General features: G+C 59.2%; 18 protein-coding genes. 12 read left to right on the top strand and 6 right to left on the bottom strand.

Annotated features, from left to right (window positions below; translation table 11 throughout):
- Positions 1–51: 51 nt before the first annotated feature.
- The 3 genes from G3A56_RS18515 to G3A56_RS18505 all read right to left on the bottom strand — a co-directional run bounded on the left by G3A56_RS18515 (position 52) and on the right by G3A56_RS18505 (position 4,551).
- Complete coding sequence (locus G3A56_RS18515) at positions 52–891, bottom strand: transporter substrate-binding domain-containing protein (protein WP_082185727.1); 840 nt, start codon at positions 889–891, stop codon at positions 52–54.
- A gap of 311 nt (positions 892–1,202) precedes the next feature.
- Positions 1,203–3,491: an NADP-dependent malic enzyme gene (locus tag G3A56_RS18510; RefSeq protein WP_003500574.1), complete on the bottom strand. Its 2,289-nt coding sequence runs from the start codon at positions 3,489–3,491 to the stop codon at positions 1,203–1,205.
- A 160-nt stretch (positions 3,492–3,651) separates the two neighbouring features.
- Positions 3,652–4,551, bottom strand: coding sequence for a LysR family transcriptional regulator (locus G3A56_RS18505; RefSeq protein WP_082186069.1), 900 nt, complete (start codon positions 4,549–4,551; stop codon positions 3,652–3,654).
- A 399-nt stretch (positions 4,552–4,950) separates the two neighbouring features.
- On the opposite strand from G3A56_RS18505, the gene G3A56_RS18500 reads away from it, so the two are divergent.
- Together G3A56_RS18500 and G3A56_RS18495 are read left to right on the top strand one after the other, a co-directional pair.
- On the top strand, positions 4,951–7,380 hold the full coding sequence (locus G3A56_RS18500; RefSeq protein WP_082185728.1) for a glucose/quinate/shikimate family membrane-bound PQQ-dependent dehydrogenase: 2,430 nt from the start codon (positions 4,951–4,953) through the stop codon (positions 7,378–7,380).
- 277 nt (positions 7,381–7,657) lie between these two features.
- A complete protein-coding gene (locus G3A56_RS18495; RefSeq protein ID WP_082185729.1) occupies positions 7,658–9,088 on the top strand; it encodes a mannose-1-phosphate guanylyltransferase/mannose-6-phosphate isomerase in 1,431 nt (476 codons plus the stop codon).
- 68 nt (positions 9,089–9,156) lie between these two features.
- On the opposite strand, the gene G3A56_RS18490 is transcribed toward G3A56_RS18495, so the two are convergent.
- Positions 9,157–9,879 carry a CPBP family intramembrane glutamic endopeptidase gene (locus tag G3A56_RS18490; protein WP_082185730.1) on the bottom strand — a complete coding sequence of 241 codons (723 nt, stop codon included), beginning with the start codon at positions 9,877–9,879 and terminating at the stop codon, positions 9,157–9,159.
- A gap of 251 nt (positions 9,880–10,130) precedes the next feature.
- Between G3A56_RS18490 and G3A56_RS18485 the strand changes: the two genes are divergently transcribed.
- The 10 genes from G3A56_RS18485 (at position 10,131) to queE (ending at position 19,100) form a co-directional block, all read left to right on the top strand.
- Positions 10,131–11,363, top strand: a complete 1,233-nt coding sequence (locus G3A56_RS18485) for an ABC transporter substrate-binding protein (protein WP_082185731.1) — start codon at positions 10,131–10,133, stop codon at positions 11,361–11,363.
- A 122-nt stretch (positions 11,364–11,485) separates the two neighbouring features.
- Positions 11,486–12,388 carry a carbohydrate ABC transporter permease gene (locus tag G3A56_RS18480; protein ID WP_082185732.1) on the top strand — a complete coding sequence of 301 codons (903 nt, stop codon included), beginning with the start codon at positions 11,486–11,488 and terminating at the stop codon, positions 12,386–12,388.
- On the top strand, positions 12,381–13,322 hold the full coding sequence (locus G3A56_RS18475) for a carbohydrate ABC transporter permease (protein WP_082185733.1): 942 nt from the start codon (positions 12,381–12,383) through the stop codon (positions 13,320–13,322). Before G3A56_RS18480 ends, G3A56_RS18475 begins: the two co-directional genes overlap by 8 nt.
- A 5-nt stretch (positions 13,323–13,327) precedes the next feature.
- Positions 13,328–14,416, top strand: a complete 1,089-nt coding sequence (locus G3A56_RS18470) for an ABC transporter ATP-binding protein (RefSeq protein ID WP_082186070.1) — start codon at positions 13,328–13,330, stop codon at positions 14,414–14,416.
- Between the two features lie 58 nt (positions 14,417–14,474).
- Positions 14,475–15,239 (top strand): sugar phosphate isomerase/epimerase family protein, encoded by a 765-nt coding sequence (locus G3A56_RS18465; protein ID WP_082185734.1) that lies wholly within the window; start codon positions 14,475–14,477, stop codon positions 15,237–15,239.
- Between the two features lie 25 nt (positions 15,240–15,264).
- On the top strand, positions 15,265–16,398 hold the full coding sequence (locus G3A56_RS18460) for a Gfo/Idh/MocA family protein (protein ID WP_082185735.1): 1,134 nt from the start codon (positions 15,265–15,267) through the stop codon (positions 16,396–16,398).
- 223 nt (positions 16,399–16,621) lie between these two features.
- Entirely contained in the window at positions 16,622–16,936 is a 315-nt protein-coding gene (locus G3A56_RS18455) for a hypothetical protein (RefSeq protein WP_082185736.1), read from the top strand.
- A gap of 345 nt (positions 16,937–17,281) precedes the next feature.
- Complete coding sequence (gene queC / locus G3A56_RS18450) at positions 17,282–17,992, top strand: 7-cyano-7-deazaguanine synthase QueC (RefSeq protein WP_082185737.1); 711 nt, start codon at positions 17,282–17,284, stop codon at positions 17,990–17,992.
- Complete coding sequence (gene queD / locus G3A56_RS18445; RefSeq protein ID WP_082185738.1) at positions 17,992–18,348, top strand: 6-carboxytetrahydropterin synthase QueD; 357 nt, start codon at positions 17,992–17,994, stop codon at positions 18,346–18,348. The genes queC and queD overlap by 1 nt, the downstream gene beginning before the upstream one ends.
- Complete coding sequence (gene queE / locus G3A56_RS18440) at positions 18,345–19,100, top strand: 7-carboxy-7-deazaguanine synthase QueE (RefSeq protein WP_082185739.1); 756 nt, start codon at positions 18,345–18,347, stop codon at positions 19,098–19,100. The genes queD and queE overlap by 4 nt, the downstream gene beginning before the upstream one ends.
- A 195-nt stretch (positions 19,101–19,295) precedes the next feature.
- On the opposite strand, the gene G3A56_RS18435 is transcribed toward queE, so the two are convergent.
- Positions 19,296–20,345: a Gfo/Idh/MocA family protein gene (locus G3A56_RS18435; RefSeq protein WP_082185740.1), complete on the bottom strand. Its 1,050-nt coding sequence runs from the start codon at positions 20,343–20,345 to the stop codon at positions 19,296–19,298.
- A gap of 6 nt (positions 20,346–20,351) precedes the next feature.
- Positions 20,352–21,137, bottom strand: a complete 786-nt coding sequence (locus G3A56_RS18430; RefSeq protein ID WP_026363971.1) for a ThuA domain-containing protein — start codon at positions 21,135–21,137, stop codon at positions 20,352–20,354.
- Positions 21,138–21,154: the final 17 nt, after the last annotated feature.

The raw sequence follows: 21,154 nt of genomic DNA, 5'->3' as shown, positions 1-21,154 counted from the left end.
CTCACCCTGCGGTGGAGGAGAGGCAAGGAACGGAGAGACCCTGCGCCGGTCTTATTGCGCGGCCGAAAGCTTCGTCTTCTGCTCTTCCATATAGCCGATGCTCGGCAGGCGGTTGGCCTTGGCGAATTCGATCATCTTGCCGGATGCGTGCAGTTCCTTGACGATCTTGTCGAGGGCAGCCTGCGTGTCGGCCTCGCCCTTGCGCAGCCAGATGACGGAGTCCGAAGGGATAAGGTCGGTGGGGATGAGGATGCCGTAATCTTTCCACTCATCGGCGCGGTCCTGGAGCATCAGGCTCAGCGTGCCGTTGACGTGTACGGAAACATCGCAATTGCCGCCCTTCAGCGCCAGCAGCGATTCCGGCTGGCTCGGCAGCGCCTTTACCTGCGCGCCATATTGCTCGATCAGCGGCTGCGTGTAGTTCGAGCCTTGCGAAACGCAGGCGATCTTGCCCTTCAGATCCGGCCAGTCCTTGATGCCCGAATCCTTGCGGCCGATGGCGGCGCCACCCTGGCGGTCATAGGGTGTCGGCACATAGTCAAGCGTTTTGGCGCGCTCTTCCGTATACTGCATGTTGGCGATCAGAATATCGACCTTGCCCTGCTGCAGGAACTGCACGCGGTTGGGCGGGGTCACGGTTTCGGTCACCAGTTCCACACCGAGACCGGCGGCCAGCGCCTTGGCGACGTCAATGTTGAGGCCCTTCTGCTCCTGCGTCTTCGGATCGATGAAGCCGAAAGGCGCGCCGGAGAGGATGACGCCGACGGTGAGCTTGCCGCGACCCTTGATACGGTCGAGCGTCGCATCCGCGTGAGCGGCGGTGGCCAGCGAAGCGACCACGACGGTTCCGGCGATGAGTTTTGCGGCAAAACTGGAGAAAGAGAAGGCCATGGGTATTTCCTTTTGATTGTAGGAGGAAACTACATGAGGCACCCGCCAAGAGCGAGGATTGGCATTGCGTGAAAAATAGTATGAATAAAATCCGGTTCCAATAAATCTTTCAGGAAGAAAAATTATCCCAATAATTTGAAATCGTAGAATCCTGTTCTTTTCATCCGTTGTTTTACGTTTGGCCGTGAGGGCGGGAGGATAGTCCAGATGGTGTCTGCGGGCCAAACGGTCACAGGAAGGACGAGCGAATGCCGCTTGTTTCTTCTCCCCGGCGGGGAGAAGAAACGTGCCGCAAACGTTGTGCCCCGTCGTCAACGGCCGGCATTATAGGCCGCAATCGCCGCCATGTTGACGATATCGCTGTCCTTGGCACCCATCGAGGTGATCTGTACCGATTTGTCGAGGCCGACGAGGAGTGGGCCGATGACGGTCGCGCCGCCCAGTTCCTGCAGCATCTTGGTGGAGATGGAGGCGGAATGGATGGCGGGCATGACCAGCACATTGGCCGGGCCGGAAAGCCGGGCGAAGGGATACTGGCTCTGCATGCGGTGATGGTTCAGCGCCACATCGGCCGACATTTCGCCGTCGACCTCGAAATTGACGTTGCGCCTGTCGAGAATTTTCACCGCCTCGCGCACCTTGTCGGAACGTTCGCCGGTCGGCTGGCCGAAGGTGGAATAGGCCAGCATGGCAACGCGCGGTTCGTAACCGAAACGGCGGGCGAGGCCGGCTGCCTCTTCGGCGATATCGGCAAGATCTTCCGCGTTCGGCATGTCATGCACGGCGGTATCGGCAACGAAGACGGTGCGGTTGCGCGAGACCACCAGCGATACGCCGATGACGCGATGGCCGGGTTTGGTGTTGATGCAACGGCGGATATCCTCCAGCGCCGTGGAGTAGTTGCGGGTAACGCCGGTGACCACGGCGTCCGCATCGCCCATCGCCACCATGCAGGCGGCGAAGTGGTTACGGTCGTTGTGGACCAGACGCTGTACGTCGCGCAGCAGGAAACCGCCGCGTTGCAGACGCGCATAGAGATAATCGACATAGGCATCGACGCGGCTGGAAAGACGCGCATTGGTGATCTCGATGTTGGCGCGGTCGAGATCGATGCCGGCGCGTTCCGCATTGGCCTTGATGATATCGTCACGGCCGAGCAGGATGGCGGTGCCGAGGCCCTGCGCAGTGAAGGAAATCGCCGCACGCATGACCTGTTCTTCTTCGGCTTCCGCAAAGACAACCCGCTTCGGCGAGCGGCGCACGCGCTCGTAAAGGCGCTGCGTGGTGGAGGCCATGGGGTCACGGCGGGCGGAAAGTTCGCGGGCGTAAGCGTCGAGGTCTGGCAGTTCACGGCGGGCGACACCGGTTTCGATGGCGGCCTTGGCGACAGCCACCGGAATGGCCGAGATCAGACGCGGATCGAAGGGAACCGGGATGATGTATTGTGATCCGAAGCGCGGGCGATTGCCCTGATAGGCGGCTGCCACGTCATCCGGCACGTCTTCGCGGGCGAGATCGGCCAGCGCCTGCGCTGCGGCGATCTTCATCGCATCGTTGATCTGGCTGGCGCGAACATCGAGCGCGCCACGGAAGATATAGGGAAAGCCGAGGACGTTGTTGACCTGGTTCGGATAATCCGAGCGCCCGGTCGCCATGATGGCGTCGTCGCGGATGCGCGAGACTTCTTCAGGTGTGATTTCCGGATCGGGGTTCGCCATGGCGAAGATGATCGGCTTCGGCGCCATGGAGCGGATCATCTCTTCGGTGAAAGCGCCCTTCTGTGAGAGGCCGAATACGACATCCGCACCCTTCATGGCTTCAGTCAGCGTGCGGTTGTCCGTCTTCACCGCGTGCGCGGATTTCCATTGGTTCATGCCTTCGGTGCGGCCCTGATAGATCACGCCCTTGGTGTCGCAAAGCGTGATGTTTTCGGGGTTGAAACCCATGGCCTTGATGAGGTCCATGCAGGCGATTGCCGCGGCACCGGCGCCATTGCAGACGAGTTTCGTCGTCTTGAAGTCGCGGCCGGTCAGTTCGATGGCGTTGATAAGGCCGGCGGCGGCGATGATGGCGGTGCCGTGCTGGTCGTCATGGAAAACGGGAATGTCCATCAGCTCGCGCAGGCGGCTTTCGATGATGAAACATTCCGGCGCCTTGATGTCTTCCAGATTGATGCCGCCGAAGGAGGGGCCAAGGTAACGCACGCAATTGATGAATTCATCGGCGTCTTCGGTATCGACTTCAAGGTCGATGGAATCGACGTCGGCAAAGCGCTTGAACAGAACCGACTTGCCCTCCATGACGGGCTTGGAGGCGAGCGCGCCAAGATTGCCGAGACCTAGGATCGCCGTGCCGTTGGAGATGACCGCAACCATGTTGCCGCGCGTCGTATAGTCGTAAGCGGTTGCCGGATTTTCGGCGATCGCTTTCACCGGCACGGCCACGCCAGGCGAATAGGCGAGCGACAGATCCCGCTGCGTTGCCATCGGCTTGGTCGGGGTGATTTCCAGTTTCCCCGGTCTGCCCTGGGCGTGGAAATCCAGTGCTTCCTGATCCGTAACCGATGTTCTGGTGCTGGCGGGCTTTGTCGTGTCGGACATGGGCTGAGCGTGCTTTCCTGTCGATATTAATGTAAAAATATCCGCCGTTGTTATTGTATTTTTCGCGCCCCTGCCAAGCCTTGAATGTTGTTCAGTGCAGCAAATTTAGCCGTGATGAAATTTGCGGCCGATTCAATCGATTAAGTCCATGGGGTTGGTGTTAGAGAATGGATCGGTAAGCCTGTCGCGCCATATTTACGAAGGCTTCGACATGGAGCGCAAGCGCGCCGCGCCGGACAACCAGCACGCAATCGGACCAGGCGTCGGCGCTTTCCAGCGGGACGCCGGTGATGCCCCGTGTGGAGCGTACCGTGCTTTCCGGCAGGATGGAAATTCCCGCACCCGCTTCCACAAGCGCAAGGATGGTATTGACGTTGGCGATGCGCATGCCGATTTGCGGCTCGCAGCCCGCATCTTCAAAAAGCGAAAGTGCACTGCTGCTGAGGCCAAGGCCGATCTCGTCAACCGGCAGCAGCAGTTTTTCCTGTGCGATATCGCCAATCGAAACGCTCGCTCGGGTGCCGAGCGGATGCCGTTCCGGCAGGGCCACACACAGTTTTGACCTGTCGAAGGGCATGACCCGCAAGGTCTGTGGCAGCTGGGGGAGGGGCGCGCGGACGAAGGCGACGTCGGTCTTGCGCGTCGCCACCTGATCGATCAGCTGTTCCATCGTCATGCCGGGCAGAAGTTCCAGCGTAACCTCCCTGTGATCGCTGCCATAACGGGTAATCAGTGCCGGCAGTTTGCGTTCGGCCATCACGCTGGTGCCGTAACCGATGCGCAGCGTACCAAGCTGGCCGCGCCTTATCTGGTGCGCCTTCTCCAGCGCGCCACGGGTGCGTGCAAGGATTTCTTCCGCCTCTATCAGCATGGATTGCCCAGCCGGGGTGAGCTCCACGCCACGATTGATGCGGTGAAAGAGTTTGAACCCAAGATTTTCCTCCAGTTGCCGGATGCGCTGTGTCACGGCAGGCTGGGCAATGCCGAGCTGCAGGGCGGCGGCCCGGAAATTTCTGGCTCTTGCGGCTTCCACGAAGATCGTGAGTTGGCGAATATCCATCGGCGGACAGGTCTTTGTGTTGTCGGTTTGATATGGTATAAGCATAGCTTATCAAAATTGCCTGTCTTGCGCATTGTCATCTTGTCGCAGGCGACGTTATACCGCGCCCAAGGTTTTGATCGCCGCCCGTCCGCAAGCGGGCTTTGCGATCCGGGCCGGGGAGGATTTGTTCTGGCACCTTGTCCGCCGCCCATCGGGCCGGCGGTACCTGCAGTGAATGGGTCAAAAATGACAGTCACGACGGAAGTCTTCCCCACCATTGTTCCCCGTTCAGCCGCGCCGCCCTCATCGTATCCGCGCTCAGCCGCGCATGCGGCGGACTGTCCCGGCCTTTCCGGGCGCTGAACGATCATCGGGCGTCAGCCTTCAAGGCGGCTCTCCTAACCGGACATTCATTCCATGAGTAAACCAGCAACTTCAACGTCGCTTCCAGCCAGAGTATGGCTGTTTGTGCTCGGCGCGGTCATCGTCGCTGCGGGTCTGTTCTTCGCCATTCTCGGCAGCAAGCTCGCGGCACTTGGCGGCAGCCTCTACTTTATCACGGCGGGTATCGCGCTGATCGTTTCCGGCTTGCTGATCGTCTTGCGCAAACCGGTCGGCGCGCTTCTATTCGGTCTCGTCGTCATCTTCACCGGCGCCTGGTCGATCTGGGAAGCAGGATTGCACTTCTGGCCGCTCATCTCTCGCCTGCTGGCACTGGGCGTGGGGGCCACGGTCGTTGCCCTTTCTTATCCGCTGCTGCGTCGTGCAGCCGGCAAGACACCCGCTTATGGTGCTTCTTTTGCACTTGCTGCGGTTCTCGCCATCGCGTCCGGCGCGGGCATTGCCGGCATGTTCGTGCCGCATCCGACCGTTGCGTTTAATGGTGAAGTCGCTGCGCTGAAACCGGTGACGCCGGAAACGGAGCAGAAGAACTGGGAACATTATGGAAATACGGCGGGCGGCAGCCGCTTTGTCGCGCTTGACGAAATTACCCGTGACAATGTCCAGAACCTGAAGGTCGCATGGACTTATCGTACCGGCGACACCCCGATCAGCCCCGGCGCAAACGGCGCGGAAGATCAGGAAACGCCGCTGCAGGTTGGCGACACCGTATTCCTGTGCACGCCGCACAACAATGTCATCGCTCTCGATGCCGATACCGGCGCTGAAAAGTGGAAGACGGAAATCAATGCGAAATCGACCGTCTGGATGCGTTGCCGCGGCCTTGCCTATTTCGATGCCAAGGCGCCGCTGAAGCAGCCTACGGCGCCGGGCTCAACACCTGTCACACCGGCAATCGTTGCCGACGGCGCACTTTGCCAGCGCCGCATTCTGATGAACACCATCAATGCCGAACTGATCGCACTGGATGCCGACACTGGCGCGTTCTGCCCGGATTTCGGCACCAATGGCCGCGTCGATCTGAAGATCGGCCTCGGTGACGCGCCGGATCCGCAATATGTGCTGACATCGGCACCGACGCTCGCGGGCACCACCGTTGTCGTCGGCGGACGCATTGCCGACAATGTGCAGGTGGACATGCCTGGCGGCGTGATGCGCGGTTTCGACGTGGTGACGGGTGCGCTTCGCTGGGCTTTCGATCCCGGTAATCCCGAAATCACCGGATTGCCGCCTGCGGGCCAGACCTATACCCGCTCCACACCGAATGTCTGGGCGTCCATGTCCTATGATCCGGAGCTGAATACGGTCTTTATGCCCGTCGGCAGCCCCTCGGTCGATCTCTATGGCGCGACGCGCACGCCGCTCGACCATAAATACGGTGCTTCCATGCTGGCGCTCGATGCCACGACGGGACGCGAAAAGTGGGTGTACCAGACCGTTCATAACGACCTCTGGGATTTCGACGTGCCGATGCAGCCAAGCTTCATCGATTTCCCAAAGGCTGATGGTACGACCGTTCCGGCTCTGGTCTTCGGCACCAAGGCCGCCCAGATCTACGTGCTGGACCGGGCAACGGGCCAGCCGCTGACGAAGGTGGAGGAGGTGCCGGTCAAGGCGGCCAATATTCCGAACGAACCTTATTCGCCCACCCAGCCGCGTTCGGTCGGCATGCCCCAGATCGGTGCGCAGACGCTGACCGAGGCCGATATGTGGGGGGCGACGCCTTTCGACCAGCTTCTGTGCCGCGTCGCCTTCAAGGGCATGCGTTATGAAGGCCTCTACACCGCTCCCGGCACGGATGTGTCGCTGAGCTTTCCGGGTTCGCTCGGTGGCATGAATTGGGGCGGTCTTTCAACCGACCCGACCACCAACACCATCTTCGTCAACGACATGCGCCTCGGCCTGTGGATCCAGATGAAGGAGGCCGCTCCGACCAAGGCGACGGCGAGCGGTGGCGAAAGCGTCAATACGGGCATGGGTCTAGTACCAATGAAGGGCACACCCTATGCCGTCGACAAGAACCGCTTCCTCTCGGCTCTCGGCATTCCCTGCCAGGCTCCGCCCTATGGCACGATGACGGCGATCGACATGAAGACCCAGAAGATCAAGTGGCAGGTGCCGGTCGGCACTGTCGAGGATACGGGTCCGCTCGGCATCAAGATGGGCCTGCCGATCCCGATCGGCATGCCTACTCTCGGCGGCACGCTTGCAACCCAGGGCGGCCTGGTCTTCATCGCCGGCACGCAGGATTATTATCTGCGCGCCTTCGATACGGCGACCGGCAAGGAAGTCTGGAAGGCCCGCCTTCCGGTCGGCAGCCAGGGCGGCCCGATGAGCTACAAGTCTCCGAAGACCGGCAAGCAATATATCGTCATCTCGGCCGGCGGCGCCCGCCAGTCGCCCGACCGTGGCGACTATGTGATCGCTTATGCCCTGCCGAACTGATACTCACGGCTCATCATTATGAAAACGCAACCCCGGGCCGCTGGTCCGGGGTTTTTCTTTGCCGCGAGTGGATGTGACCGATCCCGGCAGGGAACCTCACCTTCTGCCTTGCGTTAGCAAAACGGTCCGTCGGCAAACACGGTCCGCTGTTCACCAAGCTTTCACAAGGCGGATTTATGAGCTTGCGCTTATCCGCCCGCGAACCGATGATGGCGGTATTGGCAAATATGTATATTGTCCGGCGCGCCGGGAATTTTTTAGTTGGAAAGGTTTTGTTGTGAACGCACATTCTCGAAAGATCACGCCGGTTCTTCTTGCAGGCGGGGCGGGATCGCGGCTTTGGCCGGTATCGCGCGATCAGTTGCCCAAGCAGTTCCAGCCGCTGGTCGGCAATCTTTCGACCTATCAGCAGACACTGACGCGGGTGGGTGACAAGACGCTTTATTCCGAGCCGCTGGTGATCACCAACGAGGATTTCCGCTTCTTCGCCCGCCGTCAGGCGGAAGAGATCGACCTGCCGGCAACGGTGGTTCTAGAACCCGCCCGTCGCGACAGCGCCGCCGCCATGGCCGCCGCCGCCGTGCTGGCTGAACGTCGTGAGCCCGGATGTCTGGTGCTGGCGCTTGCCGCCGACCATGTGGTTCTCGATGCCGACAAGTTCTCCGAGGCCGTGAAGCTTGGCGCGAAAGCCGCCGATCAGGGCAACATCGTCGTCTTCGGTCTGGTGCCGACCGAGCCGCGCACCTCCTACGGCTATATCAAGCCGGGTGAGGCGATCGATGGCGAAGAAGATTTGAGCACCGTCGATGCCTTCGTGGAAAAGCCGGATGTGAAGACGGCGATTTCCTATCTGGAAAAAGGTTATCTCTGGAACTCCGGCAACTTCCTGTTCCGCTCCGACGTGATGATCGCCGAACTCAAGGCCTTCGCGCCGGAGATTCTTGCGGCGGTGACCCAAGCCGTTGAGCAATATGAAAGCGACCTTGGCTTCGTGCGCCTGCATCAGGCAAGTTTCGAGGCCTCGCCGAAAAACTCCATCGACTATGCGGTGATCGAAAAGACCAAACGCATGGCAGTGGTGCACGGCCATTTCCGCTGGTCGGATATTGGCAGCTGGGATGCCATCTGGGAAATCGCCGAAAAGCACGACAATGACAATGCGCTCGAAGGCGATGGCGTCTTCATCGATTCCGAGGGTTGCCTGATCCATTCCACGCAATTGCTGACGACGGTGGTGGGCGCAAAGGATCTGGTGGTGGTGGCCACCAAGGATGCGGTTCTGGTGGTGCCGAAAAACCGGGTGCAGGATGTGAAAGGCCTGGTGGAGAGGCTGAAGGATGGCGAACATGCGCCGCGCACGCAATCTCACAAGCGGGTCTATCGTCCATGGGGTTACATCGAACACATGTATGTCGACGAGCGCTACCGCGTGGGCCACATCACGGTCGATCCTGGCCACCGCATCTCGTTCCAGAAACATTACCACCGCTCGGAACACTGGATCATCGTCAAGGGCACCGCGACGGTGACGATCGGCGAGGAAACCCGGCTGCTGACGGAAAACCAGTCGGTCTATATCCCCATTGGCCAGCCGCACCGGCTTGCCAATGAGGGGCAGATTCCGCTGGAACTGGTGGAAATCCAGACCGGCGCCTATATCGGCGAGGATGATGTCATCCGCATCGAGGATGATTATAAGAGACAGTAGGATCGTGCGTGCCGACGCCGCATCCTAGAGCCGAGACGGGCCGCAGCCCGTCTCGCCATTTCACCTGCTCAGGTGGCCAGCGCATTCACGCAATGGGCGAAGGCATGGGAGAGCATCGCCGCCTCCAGTCCCCGACGCCAGAAAAGCCACCCGAACAACACGCCCGGGATAAAATTGGCGATCAGGATTGCGACGATCAGCGAAGGTTGCGGATCGGTTGTAATGGCAAACAATAAGGGCAGGTGGCCCGTCGCGAAAAGGGCTGCCGCAACCAGGATGGCGGCCCACAGCATAGCAGGACGTAGCTGGCCCCTTCCCGCCATGCGCCAGAGCGCCCATGCGAAAAATGACATCAAGCCCCATCGGGTCAGAAGCTCTTCCGTTATTCCACCGTAGAGAATTCGCGTCGCCAGCGGAACGGGAAAAGCGGTCATCATCGCCTTGGTCGTAGCATCCGTAACTGCAGACAGAATTACTGTCGAATAGGCAATCATCAGCAGGCCGACGGCAAGACCCGCCGACAATGCGGGCAACGCCTGTCTCCGCAACACTGCGCGCAAGCTGCCTCCTTGCACCAAAGCATCAATCAGCGGCGTGCCAAGCCCGACTCTTCCCGCCAAGGCCTGACCGATCGCCACTGCCGCAATGGTCAGGATTGCCGGCTGGATGAGCATCAGCAGCCTTATCTGAAAGGATAGCTGCTGTCCCGGTGCAAGCTGCTCAAACGTTGCAAGCAAAAGCGATGCGACACCCGTCAATCCGGTGATCAAAAGAATGTGCCAACGTTTCATTGTCGCTTTCACCTGTTTGTCCCATGGGGTTGGCGGTTAAGGCCGGAGCCTGGTTCCGAAACCTTGTAAAACGCCTGCATTACCTGTGGGTTACGCTGTTGAATCCCGCCCGTTGCCCGGCCATTCGGTGTGGTCCGCGGTTGGTCTAAACACCTCCGAGAGCGCTTTTGAGATTCGTATCTAAGGCGGTTGCCTAATCAAAAATCTTCGCATACGTTCCAACTGCAACGTTTCAGTGAGGGAGGAGACTCATGCGAATGCGTGTTATTTCTGCGGCCTTTTTGGCCAGTGTAATGATTCCGGCGGGCATGGCGGGGGCCACGGATCTTGAGGTGACCCACTGGTGGACATCGGGCGGCGAAGCTGCCGCCGTCGCCGAACTTGCCAAGGCCTTCGATGCTACCGGCAATAAATGGGTGGATGGCGCCATCGCCGGTTCTGGCGGCACAGCCCGCCCGATCATGATCAGCCGCATCACCGGCGGCGACCCGATGGGCGCCACCCAGTTCAACCACGGCCGGCAGGCGGAAGAGCTGGTGCAGGCCGGCCTGATGCGCGACCTGAGCGACGTTGCCGAAAAGGGCAAGTGGAAAGACGTCATCAAGCCCGCAAGCCTGCTCGACAGCTGCACCATCGACGGCAAGATCTATTGCGCCCCGGTCAACATTCATTCCTGGCAATGGCTGTGGCTTTCCAACGAGGCCTTCAAGAAGGCGGGCGTCGAGGTTCCGAAGAACTGGACGGAGTTCGTTGCAGCCGCGCCGGCGCTGAAAAAAGCCGGTATCCAGCCGCTCGCGCTTGGCGGGCAGGCATGGCAGGCCAACGGCCTGTTCGACACGCTGACGCTCTCGATCGGCGGCAAGGACCTCTATCAGAAGGTCTATGGCGACAAGGATGCCGAAGCGGCGGCCGGTCCTGATATGGCGAAGATCTTCGCAGCGGCTGTCGAAGCACGCGAGATGGCCAAGGGGACCAATGTTCAGGACTGGAACCAGGCCACCAACATGGTCATAACGGGCAAGGCCGGCGGCCAGATCATGGGCGACTGGGCGCAGGGTGAATTCCAGCTTGCCAACCAGAAGGCCGGCACGGATTACACCTGCCTGCCGGGTCTCGGCCTCAGCGACTATATCACCACCGGCGGCGACGCCTTTTATTTCCCGTTGCTGAAAGACGAGGCGAAATCCAAGGCACAGGACGTTTTGGCTGAAACCATCGTCGATCCGAAAACCCAGGTCGCCTTCAACCTCAAGAAAGGTTCGCTGCCGATCCGCGGCGACGTCGACCTCAATGCCGCCAACGACTGCATGAAGAAGGGTCTGGAAATTCTGGCCAAGGGCAATGCTCTGACCAGCACCGACCAGCTGATTTCCGCCGATACGCAGAAACAGAAGGAAGACCTGATGGCGGAATTCTTCGCGGGCTCAATGTCGGCGGAAGATGGGCAGAAGCGCTTCGCAGGCATTATCGGTTCGGCTGACTGACCGTGATCTCCGGACGGGGAGCGGTTCGCCGTTCCCCGATCAATAACGACAGTACAGTACGCCGGTACAAGCGATCTTGATGTTCTGTACTGATCAACTGCAACGTTACAGGAGGGTCATGCATGGCGGGTAAAGCGCGCTCCGGCCGCCCCAACCAGCTTTTCCGCAATCTCAATTCGAAGATTGCCTCCATTCCGATGATATTGACCGCCGTGGTGATCTTTCTCGGCGGAACCGTCTGGACGGTGATCTATTCCTTCACCAATTCCAAGCTACTGCCGCGTGCGACCTTCATCGGTTTCGACCAGTATGAACGGCTCTGGGCAGCACCACGCTGGATCGTTTCCATCCAGAATCTGGCGATCTACGGCATTCTGTCGCTGATCTTCAGCCTCGTCATCGGCTTCGTGCTGGCGGCGCTGATGGATCAGAAAATCCGCTTTGAAAACACCTTCCGCACGATCTTCCTTTATCCCTTCGCACTGTCTTTCATTGTCACCGGCCTTGTCTGGCAATGGCTGCTCAACCCGGAATTCGGCATCCAGTCCGTGGTTCGTTCGCTCGGTTGGGAAAGCTTCACTTTCGATCCGCTCTATAATTCGCAGATCGTCATTTACGGCATCCTGATCGCCGCACTCTGGCAGGGCACAGGGCTCGTCATGTGCCTGATGCTGGCCGGTCTTCGTGGCATCGACGAGGACATCTGGAAGGCGACGCGTGTTGACGGCATTCCCATGTGGAGGACGTATATTCTCATCATCATTCCCATGATGCGGCCGGTCTTCATCACCACGCTGGTCATCATCGCGAGCGGCATCGTCAAGGTCTACGATCTGGTGGTGGCGCAGACGAGCGGCGGCCCGGGCATCGCATCCGAAGTACCGGCGAAATATGTCTATGACTACATGTTCCAGGCACAGAACCTGGGGCAGGGTTTCGCCGCCTCGACCATGATGCTTCTGACCGTCGCCATCATCGTCATTCCATGGGCCTACCTCGAATTCGGAGGCAAGAAGCGTGGCTAATATCAGCACATTGAACACAGTCGCCGCCGCCACCGATGCGGTCGCAAGCGACCTTTCCGGCCCGCGCGGCAGGAAGCCGAGAAAAACCTTTTCCCGCCGCAACATCATTCTTTACGGGACGCTGTTCGTGGCCGCCGCCTATTACCTGTTGCCGCTTTACGTCATGGTCGTCACCTCGCTAAAGGGCATGCCGGAAATCCGTCTCGGCAACATCTTCGCACCGCCGGTGGAAATCACCTTCGAGCCGTGGGTGAAGGCTTGGGCCAATGCCTGCACGGGCTTGAACTGCGACGGGCTTTCACGCGGCTTCTGGAATTCGGTGCGCATCCTCGTGCCTTCGGTGGTGATCTCAATCGTCGTCGCTTCCGTCAGCGGCTACGCCATGGCCAACTGGAAGTTCAAGGGATCGGAGCTGTTCTTCTCCATCCTCATCATCGGCGCTTTCATTCCCTATCAGGTGATGATCTACCCGATCGTCATCGTGCTGCGCGAAATGGGCGTTTATGGCACGCTGACCGGCCTCGTCATTGTTCACACCATCTTCGGCATGCCGATCCTGACGCTGCTGTTCCGGAATTATTTCGCCTCGCTGCCGGAGGAGCTGTTCAAGGCGGCGCGCATCGACGGCGCCAATTTCTGGCAGATTTATTTCCGCATCATGCTGCCCATGTCGTTGCCGATCTTCGTCGTGGCGATGATCCTGCAGGTTACCGGCATCTGGAACGACTTCCTGTTCGGCGTGGTGTTCACGCGGCCGGAATATTACCCGATGACGGTGCAGCTCAATAACATCGTCAACTCCGTGCAGGGGGTGAAGGAATACAACGTCAACATGGCCGCCACGCTTCTGACGGGTGCCGTGCCGCTGATCGTTTATTTCGTCTCCGGCAGGCTTTTCGTCCGCGGCATTGCTGCCGGCGCAGTAAAAGGTTGAGCTATATGAATAAAAGCGTTTCCATCCGCGATCTTTCCCTGTCCTTCGGTGCCGTTACCGTCCTGAAAGACCTCAATCTCGATATTTACGACGGTGAATTCCTCGTGTTGCTCGGCTCTTCCGGCTGTGGCAAGTCGACCCTTCTCAATTGCATCGCCGGCCTTCTGGAGCCGACCGATGGGCAAATCTTCATCAAGGACCGCAACGTTACCTGGGAAGAGCCGAAGGATCGCGGCATCGGCATGGTGTTTCAATCCTATGCGCTCTATCCGCAGATGACTGTCGAAAAGAACCTGTCCTTCGGCCTTCAGGTCGCCAAGGTACCGAAAGAGGAGATTGACCGCCGCGTCAAAAGGGCGGCCGGCATACTCCAGATCGAGCCGCTGCTGAAGCGCAAGCCTGCCGAGCTCTCCGGCGGCCAGCGCCAGCGCGTGGCGATCGGCCGGGCGCTGGTGCGCGACGTGGATGTGTTCCTGTTCGATGAGCCGCTCTCCAACCTCGACGCCAAGCTGCGCTCCGAACTGCGCGTCGAAATCAAGCGGCTTCACCAGGCGCTGAAGAACACCATGATCTATGTGACGCATGACCAGATCGAGGCGCTGACGCTGGCGGATCGTATCGCCATCATGAAAAGCGGTGTCATCCAGCAGCTGGCCGATCCCGTCACCATCTACAATAAGCCGAGAAACCTCTTCGTCGCCGGCTTTATCGGTTCGCCCTCGATGAATTTCCTGCGTGGCGAATTGATCGAGAAAGACGGCAAGGTGGTCTTCACCACCAACGGCGTCACCTTTTCGCTGGACGGTTATCAGCCGGAGACGCCGCTTGCCGCCGGCCGCGCGGTGGTTCTGGGCGTTCGCCCCGAACATGTGCGCGTCGATGCCGATATCGTCAGCGGCGAGGTGCATGAGGCAGTGGTCGATATCGAGGAACCGATGGGCGCCGACAATCTGATCTGGCTGAAACATGCCGGGCATACCATGTCCGTGCGCGTCGGCGGCCACAGGCGGTTTTCGCCGGGCACCAAGGTCCGCCTCGGCCTCGACCTGACGATGGCCTCGCTGTTCGACGCTGAGAGCGAGGAGCGGCTTTAGCGCTGCAACTTACCCCCCACACACTTTCCCAAGACCCAGCATCTCTATGGAGGAGACAATGACAGAACTCGGTTTTCAGCTTTACAGCGCCCGCAATTTCCAGCCTTTTTCCGGGATTTTGAAGAAACTTTCGGCCGCCGGTTACAAACAGGTTGAAGGTTATGGCGCCATGTACGCCGCACTGGATGATGCCGGGCTGAAGAGCCTGCGCGCCGAACTCGACGCCAACGGCCTTGCCATGCCGACAGGCCATTTCGGCCTCGACCTTCTTGAGGGCGATCCGAAAAAGGCCCTGAATATCGCCAAGGTTCTGGGCGTGGAGGCGATCTATTGCCCTTACCTGATGCCTGACCAGCGCCCTGCCGATGCGGCCGGATGGTTCGCCTTCGGCAAGCGCCTGCAGGAGGCGGGCAAGCCTTTCGTCGATGCCGGGCTGACCTTCGGCTGGCACAACCACGATTTCGAGTTCAAGGCGCTTGGCGACGGCTCCACCCCGCAGGAGCAGATCCTTGCCGGCGGGCCGGACCTGAAATGGGAGGCGGATATCGCCTGGATTATCAGAGGCAATGCAGATCCGCTCGCCTGGATCGAAAGCTACGGCAAGCGCATCACCGCCGTGCATGTGAAGGACATCGCGCCATCGGGCGAAAACACGGATGAGGATGGCTGGGCTGATCTCGGTCATGGTACAGTGGACTGGAAGGGTATTGTCGCCGTGCTCAAGGCAAAATCGGCCACGAAACATTTTGTGCTGGAGCACGACAATCCGAAGGATATCGACCGGCTGATCACCCGCTCGATCGCTTCCTTCAAAGCCTATTGAGTTTCAATTTTTCGGAGTTTCCATCATGGCCAGAGATCTTGGCGTCGGCATCATCGGATGCGGCAATATCTCGTCTGCTTATTTCTCGCTGGCACCGCTCTTCAAGGGCATCAAGGTGCTTGCCTGCGCCGACCTCAACCGCAATGCGGCGGAGCTGAGGGCGGAAGAATTCGGTGTTGTCGCGCAGTCCATCGAGGAACTGCTCGCCAACAAGGATATCGATGTGGTGGTGAACCTCACCATTCCCGCCGCGCATTTTCCGGTGTCGAAAGCCGCCCTTGAGGCGGGCAAGCACGTCTATTCGGAAAAGCCGCTGGTGCTTTCGCTGGAAGAAGGCGAGGAATTGCGGCGCATCGCCCGCGAGAAGAAGCTTTCCGTCGGCTGCGCGCCGGATACTTTCCTTGGCGGTGCGCATCAGCTTGCCCGGCAATATATCGATGAGGGCAAGGTCGGACGCATCACCTCCGGCACCTGCCATGTGATGAGCCCCGGCATGGAGATGTGGCACCCGAACCCGGGCTTCTTCTTCCTGAAGGGCGGTGGGCCGATCCTCGATCTCGGTCCTTATTATGTCGCCAATCTCATCAACCTCATCGGTCCGGTGAAGCGCGTCGGTGCGCTGACCAGTATGGCCAATCCCACCCGCACGGTGACCAGCCAGCCGCTGAACGGCGAGATTATTCCGGTCGAAACGCCGACCAACATCCATGCCCTGCTGGAATTCGTGAACGGCGCGACGATCACGCTTTCGGCCAGCTGGGACGTGTGGTCGCATCGTCACGCCAATATGGAGCTCTACGGCACGGAAGGCTCGATCTACGTGCCGGACCCCAACTTCTTCGGCGGTGTGGTGGAAGCGAGCGGGCGCGACAAGGATATCCAGCCGCTGGAAGACTGGGCGCATCCCTTCGGCATCGCCAATCAGGAAAGCCCGAACGGCCCGCGCGCCAATTATCGCACGGCCGGCCTTGCCGATATGGCAATCGCCATTCTGGAAGGCCGCGATGCCCGCTGCTCGCTGGATCGCTCCCTGCACGGCATCGATGTGATGACATCGATCCTGAAGTCCGGGGAGGAGGGCCGTTTCATCGAAATGAGAACGACCTGCACCCAGCCGGCAGCGCTTGGCATCGAGGAGGCGCAGGCGCTGCTGCGCTGAAGCGTTTGCTACTGAGACGCGGTTCGGGAGATATTGTTTGGAAGCGTTGATCAGCGGAGAGGCATCCCTGTCTGAACGGCTTGGCCAACATAACGCTACCAGACCGCCTCTTTTGTCGAATATGGTGCTGAAGTTTGTTGATTTATTTCGTAGTTATGCAGTATGTTTGCCAATAATACTTAATTTTAAGCGTAATATGCCTTTTATATTGTGAGTTGTTAAAATGAACAAAGACGAAAAAGATAATGTTCAATCTTATGAAATTTATCCAAGTGGCTCGTTGCCGCCGAAGCTAACGGGGAGACACATTGTCATCAGTGTTTTATTTTCCATCTTCTTACCCATCTGGGCTGTATTTTGCATCGTGAAGAAAGAAGTGAGCTTTAATTTTCGGGGAGACTACTATGAATTCAATCTGGCTGAAAACCCAACAGAGTTTTGGTTGGTAATTGCTGCGATGTTGTTCGCATCCGTCTTTTTCAGCGTAGGATTATGGAACTATCTTAGGAAGCGAGCGATGCTGGATGCTTCTCTCTAGCGATTGATATAATATCGCTACTGTAGGAATGTTGTTGAGGAAAATACATCAAATTCGAACTTCCGTCATACAAAGGTCATCGTTGACTTTAAGCGAGGTTGAGAGACCTGATCCCAATAAAGTTAATATTGAGATTTGTTGAGTTTTTTTTATCAACGATGCGGCGAACCCGACATAATCGCTTTGTTGTTTCAAGCAGCTTTCACAAAAATATCCCGCATGCGCGATTATTTCGTCTTGATCTGCGATCGCCAAAAAGTCCTTCACAACACCTTCGCTTTGCTTTAAAGGCGCCCCCTGTAATCCGGTCGCAGCCCACCCGGTCAAAACAAGGGATCCCAACTTATGAAAACCATCGTCATCTGCTCCGGCGGATTGGACTCCGTTTCGCTTGCGCATAAAATCGCGGCGGAACATGAACTTCTCGCTCTCGTCTCCTTCGATTATGGCCAGCGCCACAGGAAGGAACTGGATTTTGCCGCCGATTGCGCAAGGCGTCTTGGCGTGCCGCATCATGTCATCGATATCCGCCCCATCGGTGCGCATCTCACCGGTTCGGCGCTGACCGACGACATTGCGGTGCCGGACGGGCATTATGCGGAGGAGACCATGCGCTCCACCGTGGTGCCGAACCGTAACGCCATCATGCTCACCATCGCCTTCGGACTTGCCGCAGCACAACAGGCGGATGCCGTGGCGATCGCTGTGCATGGCGGCGATCACTTCATCTACCCCGATTGCCGGCCGGGCTTCATCGACAGCTTCAATGCCATGCAGGCGCATGCGCTGGAAGGTTATGCCAACGTCAAGCTTTTCGCGCCCTATGTCACCGTTTCCAAGGCGGCGATCGTCACCGATGGCGTGAAATACGGCACGCCCTTTGGCGAAACATGGTCCTGTTACAAGGGCGGTTCGCGCCATTGCGGCCGCTGCGGCACCTGTGTGGAACGGCGTGAGGCCTTTCATCTGGCCGGCGTCACCGATCCGACCGACTATGAAGACCCCGATTTCTGGGTGGCGGCCACCCATGCCTATGCGGCGCAGGAGGTGCGCTGATGTTCCGCATCACCAAGGAATTTCACTTTTCCGCCTCGCACCAGCTGAAAAGCCTGCCGTCGGATCATCAGTGTAATCGCCTGCACGGGCATAATTACATCGTCGAGGTCGAACTATCGGGTGAAGAGCTGAACGAGCACGGTTTCGTGCGCGATTATCACGAGCTTGCGCCGCTGAAGCGCTATATCGATGATCATTTCGACCATCGCCATCTGAACGACGTTCTCGGCCATGACCGGGTGACGGCGGAATGCCTGGCGAAGCATTTTTATGACTGGTGCAAGGATCGTCTGCCGGAAACCAGCGCCGTACGGGTCAGCGAAACCACCAAGACCTGGGCGGAATACCGGCCATGACGACGGCTGCACAGCAGGTTGTTGCGAAGGAAAGCACGATCCGCATCAGCGAAATCTTCGGCCCGACCATTCAGGGCGAGGGGTTGCTGATCGGCCTGCCCACCGTTTTCGTGCGCACCGGCGGCTGCGATTACCGCTGCTCCTGGTGCGATACGCTGCATGCGGTCGACAGCGATTACCGCGACACATGGAAGCCGATGCCGGTCGAGGCGATCTGGCAGGAGGTGCGGCGGCTTTCCGGCGGCGTGCCGCTGACGGTCTCCTTGTCAGGCGGCAATCCGGCCATCCAGCCACTCGGGGCCTTGATCGCGAAGGGGCAAAACGAGGGTTATCGTTTCGCGCTGGAAACGCAGGGCAGCATCGCGAAAGACTGGTTCGCCGATCTCGACCATCTGGTGCTGAGCCCCAAACCGCCATCGAGCGGTATGGAAACGGACTGGCAGGCATTCGAAAACTGTCTTGCCGCAGCCGGCGAGAGACCGCAGGTGGCGCTGAAGATCGTGGTTTTCGATGATGCGGATTATGCCTATGCCAGGGCGGCATCCGCACGTTTTCCGCATCTGCCCGTCTATCTCCAGCCCGGCAACCACACTCCGCCGCCGCCGGATGATGACGATGCGCGTGTGGATATCGAAGGGGTGATGGACCGGATGTTGTGGCTGGTGGAGAAGGTTAGCGAAGATCGCTGGTTTTCAGCCCGGGTGCTGCCGCAGCTGCACGTGCTGTTGTGGGGGAATAAGCGCGGGGTTTGAGGGAATTGTAAGTTCCCTCCGTCATGCCGGACTTGATCCGGCATCCAGCCACGGCGCGTCTGCGCCGTGAAAAGAGTCTTTTACGATCAAAGACTTGATCGCGCTGGACCCCGGATCAAGTCCGGGGTGACGGAGAGCGAGGAGCGCCCTTTGCAGCAATCCATGCGGCGGCTTGCGCCGCCGCACTTTCGCAAATCAAGCCGACACCGCCAGCTCGCGCCTCTCCCGATCCGCGATGATCGAAAGATCAAGCACCTTCTGCAGATTGGCGGCGTGGCGGAAGTCGGGGTCGGCCGGGCCGCCATCCATCACTGCCTTGGCGAATTTTTCGTAGTTCGTCGCCACCGGCTCAACATCGATGGTTTTCCAGACAGCCTTCTCCACGTCTTCGCCGATGCAGGCCCGCAGGCTGGAATAATCCGGCGTGTGGATGACTTCGAGCGCGCCCTTGTCGCCATGGATGCGCAGGCGGAGTTCGTTCAGATGACCCGTCGCCCAGCGGCTGGCGTGGATGACGCCCATGGCGCCGTTTTCCAGCTCGGCAGTCATGGTGAAGCTGTCATTGGCGTCGAGATCGTAGACGCCGATTTTGTTGCCCTCATATTTGTCGAAGGTCTTCAGCCGCGTGAAGATGCGCTCCACATCGCTGCCCGCGCCATAGGAAGCGAAGTCGAGAATGTGGATGCCGACATCGCCGAGAACACCGTTCGAGCCGTGCTTGGTGGAGAGCCGCCACAGCCACTTGCTCTCCGTCATCCAGTCGCCCCAGGCCTTGGAAACGAGCCAGCTCTGGAGATAGGAAGCTTCGAGATGGCGTACCTTGCCGATCTTGCCCGCCAGCACCATTTCGCGTGCCGCCTGCAAGGGGGCGACATTGCGATAGGTGAGGTTGACCATGGCGACGAGGCCGGCCTTTTCGGCCGCATCGGCCATTTCGGCTGCCTTGGCGTAGTTTTCCGCCAGCGGCTTTTCGCAGAAGACGTGTTTACCCGCCGCCAGCAGCTTCAGGCTGGTCGGATGGTGGATGGCATCCGGCGTGACGTTCGCCGCCGCGTCGAATTCACCCCAGGCAATTGCGTCATCCAGCGAGGTGAAGGAGAGCGGAATGTTGTGACGGAGCGCGAAGCCCCGCACCACCACATCGTCCACATCCACCGCAGCCACCAGTTCGACACCGGGGATTTGAGAGAAATAGGTGGCATGGTTGTTGGCCATGCCGCCGGTTCCGAGAATGAGAAGTCTCATGGCTTTTTACCTGTAACCTGCTTCGCCTGCCTTGTGCAGCTTGGGGCCGCGTTCCTCGATCGGCTCCAGCGCCTTGTCGACGGGAACATTGGGGGCAGCGTGGATGCTCGTCAGTGCGCCGGCCGGATTATAGGCCCATTTCACCGAATTGCTGATGACCTTTTGCACATTGGCGTCGTGATAGGTCGGATAGGTCTCGTGACCCGGGCGGAAATAGAAAATATTGCCCGCGCCGCGACGCCAGGTGAGGCCGGAACGGAAGACTTCACCGCCCTGGAACCAGGAGATGAAGACGGTTTCCAGCGGCTCCGGAACGGAGAACTGCTCGCCATACATTTCTTCGTTTTCCAGCTCGAAATGCTCGGGCAGGCCGGCTGCGATCGGGTGGCGCGGATTGATCGTCCACAGACGCTCGCGTTCACCGGCCTCGCGCCATTTCAGTGCGCAGGGCGTGCCCATCAGCCGCTTGAATGGCTTGGAGAAGTGGCCGGAATGCAGGACGATGAGGCCCATGCCTTCCCAGACGCGCTTGGCGACACGCTCGACGATCTCGTCCTGAACCGCGCCGTGGTCCTTGTGGCCCCACCAGACGAGAACGTCGGTCTTGTCCAGACGCTCCTGCGAAAGGCCGTGTTCCGGCTCCTGCAGCGTGGCGGTGGTGGCGTTGATCTCCGGGTTCTGGTTCAGCGCGTCGGCGATGGTGTTGTGCATGCCGTTTGGATAGATCGAACGCACCGTCTCATTGATGTGTTCGTGGATATTTTCGCCCCATACAACGGTGTTGATGGTCATTTTCATGCTCCTCGGTG

Source organism: Rhizobium oryzihabitans (assembly GCF_010669145.1).
In the GTDB taxonomy this organism is placed as follows: Bacteria; Pseudomonadota; Alphaproteobacteria; order Rhizobiales; family Rhizobiaceae; genus Agrobacterium; species Agrobacterium oryzihabitans.
Note: the sequence above shows the minus strand (reverse complement) of the source record. Positions and strands in the feature narration are given on the sequence as shown.

What these genes read in the sequence shown, in the direction of transcription:
- queD (WP_082185738.1), top strand. Translation starts at nt 17,992, where the DNA reads ATGTTCCGCATCACCAAGGAATTTCACTTTTCCGCCTCGCACCAGCTG.
- queE (WP_082185739.1), top strand. Translation starts at nt 18,345, where the DNA reads ATGACGACGGCTGCACAGCAGGTTGTTGCGAAGGAAAGCACGATCCGC.
- G3A56_RS18460 (WP_082185735.1), top strand. Translation starts at nt 15,265, where the DNA reads ATGGCCAGAGATCTTGGCGTCGGCATCATCGGATGCGGCAATATCTCG.
- G3A56_RS18435 (WP_082185740.1), bottom strand. Translation starts at nt 20,345, where the DNA reads ATGAGACTTCTCATTCTCGGAACCGGCGGCATGGCCAACAACCATGCC.
- G3A56_RS18470 (WP_082186070.1), top strand. Translation starts at nt 13,328, where the DNA reads ATGAATAAAAGCGTTTCCATCCGCGATCTTTCCCTGTCCTTCGGTGCC.
- G3A56_RS18480 (WP_082185732.1), top strand. Translation starts at nt 11,486, where the DNA reads ATGGCGGGTAAAGCGCGCTCCGGCCGCCCCAACCAGCTTTTCCGCAAT.
- G3A56_RS18465 (WP_082185734.1), top strand. Translation starts at nt 14,475, where the DNA reads ATGACAGAACTCGGTTTTCAGCTTTACAGCGCCCGCAATTTCCAGCCT.
- G3A56_RS18490 (WP_082185730.1), bottom strand. Translation starts at nt 9,879, where the DNA reads ATGAAACGTTGGCACATTCTTTTGATCACCGGATTGACGGGTGTCGCA.
- G3A56_RS18510 (WP_003500574.1), bottom strand. Translation starts at nt 3,491, where the DNA reads ATGTCCGACACGACAAAGCCCGCCAGCACCAGAACATCGGTTACGGAT.
- G3A56_RS18505 (WP_082186069.1), bottom strand. Translation starts at nt 4,551, where the DNA reads ATGGATATTCGCCAACTCACGATCTTCGTGGAAGCCGCAAGAGCCAGA.
- G3A56_RS18500 (WP_082185728.1), top strand. Translation starts at nt 4,951, where the DNA reads ATGAGTAAACCAGCAACTTCAACGTCGCTTCCAGCCAGAGTATGGCTG.
- G3A56_RS18430 (WP_026363971.1), bottom strand. Translation starts at nt 21,137, where the DNA reads ATGACCATCAACACCGTTGTATGGGGCGAAAATATCCACGAACACATC.
- queC (WP_082185737.1), top strand. Translation starts at nt 17,282, where the DNA reads ATGAAAACCATCGTCATCTGCTCCGGCGGATTGGACTCCGTTTCGCTT.
- G3A56_RS18485 (WP_082185731.1), top strand. Translation starts at nt 10,131, where the DNA reads ATGCGAATGCGTGTTATTTCTGCGGCCTTTTTGGCCAGTGTAATGATT.
- G3A56_RS18515 (WP_082185727.1), bottom strand. Translation starts at nt 891, where the DNA reads ATGGCCTTCTCTTTCTCCAGTTTTGCCGCAAAACTCATCGCCGGAACC.
- G3A56_RS18455 (WP_082185736.1), top strand. Translation starts at nt 16,622, where the DNA reads ATGAACAAAGACGAAAAAGATAATGTTCAATCTTATGAAATTTATCCA.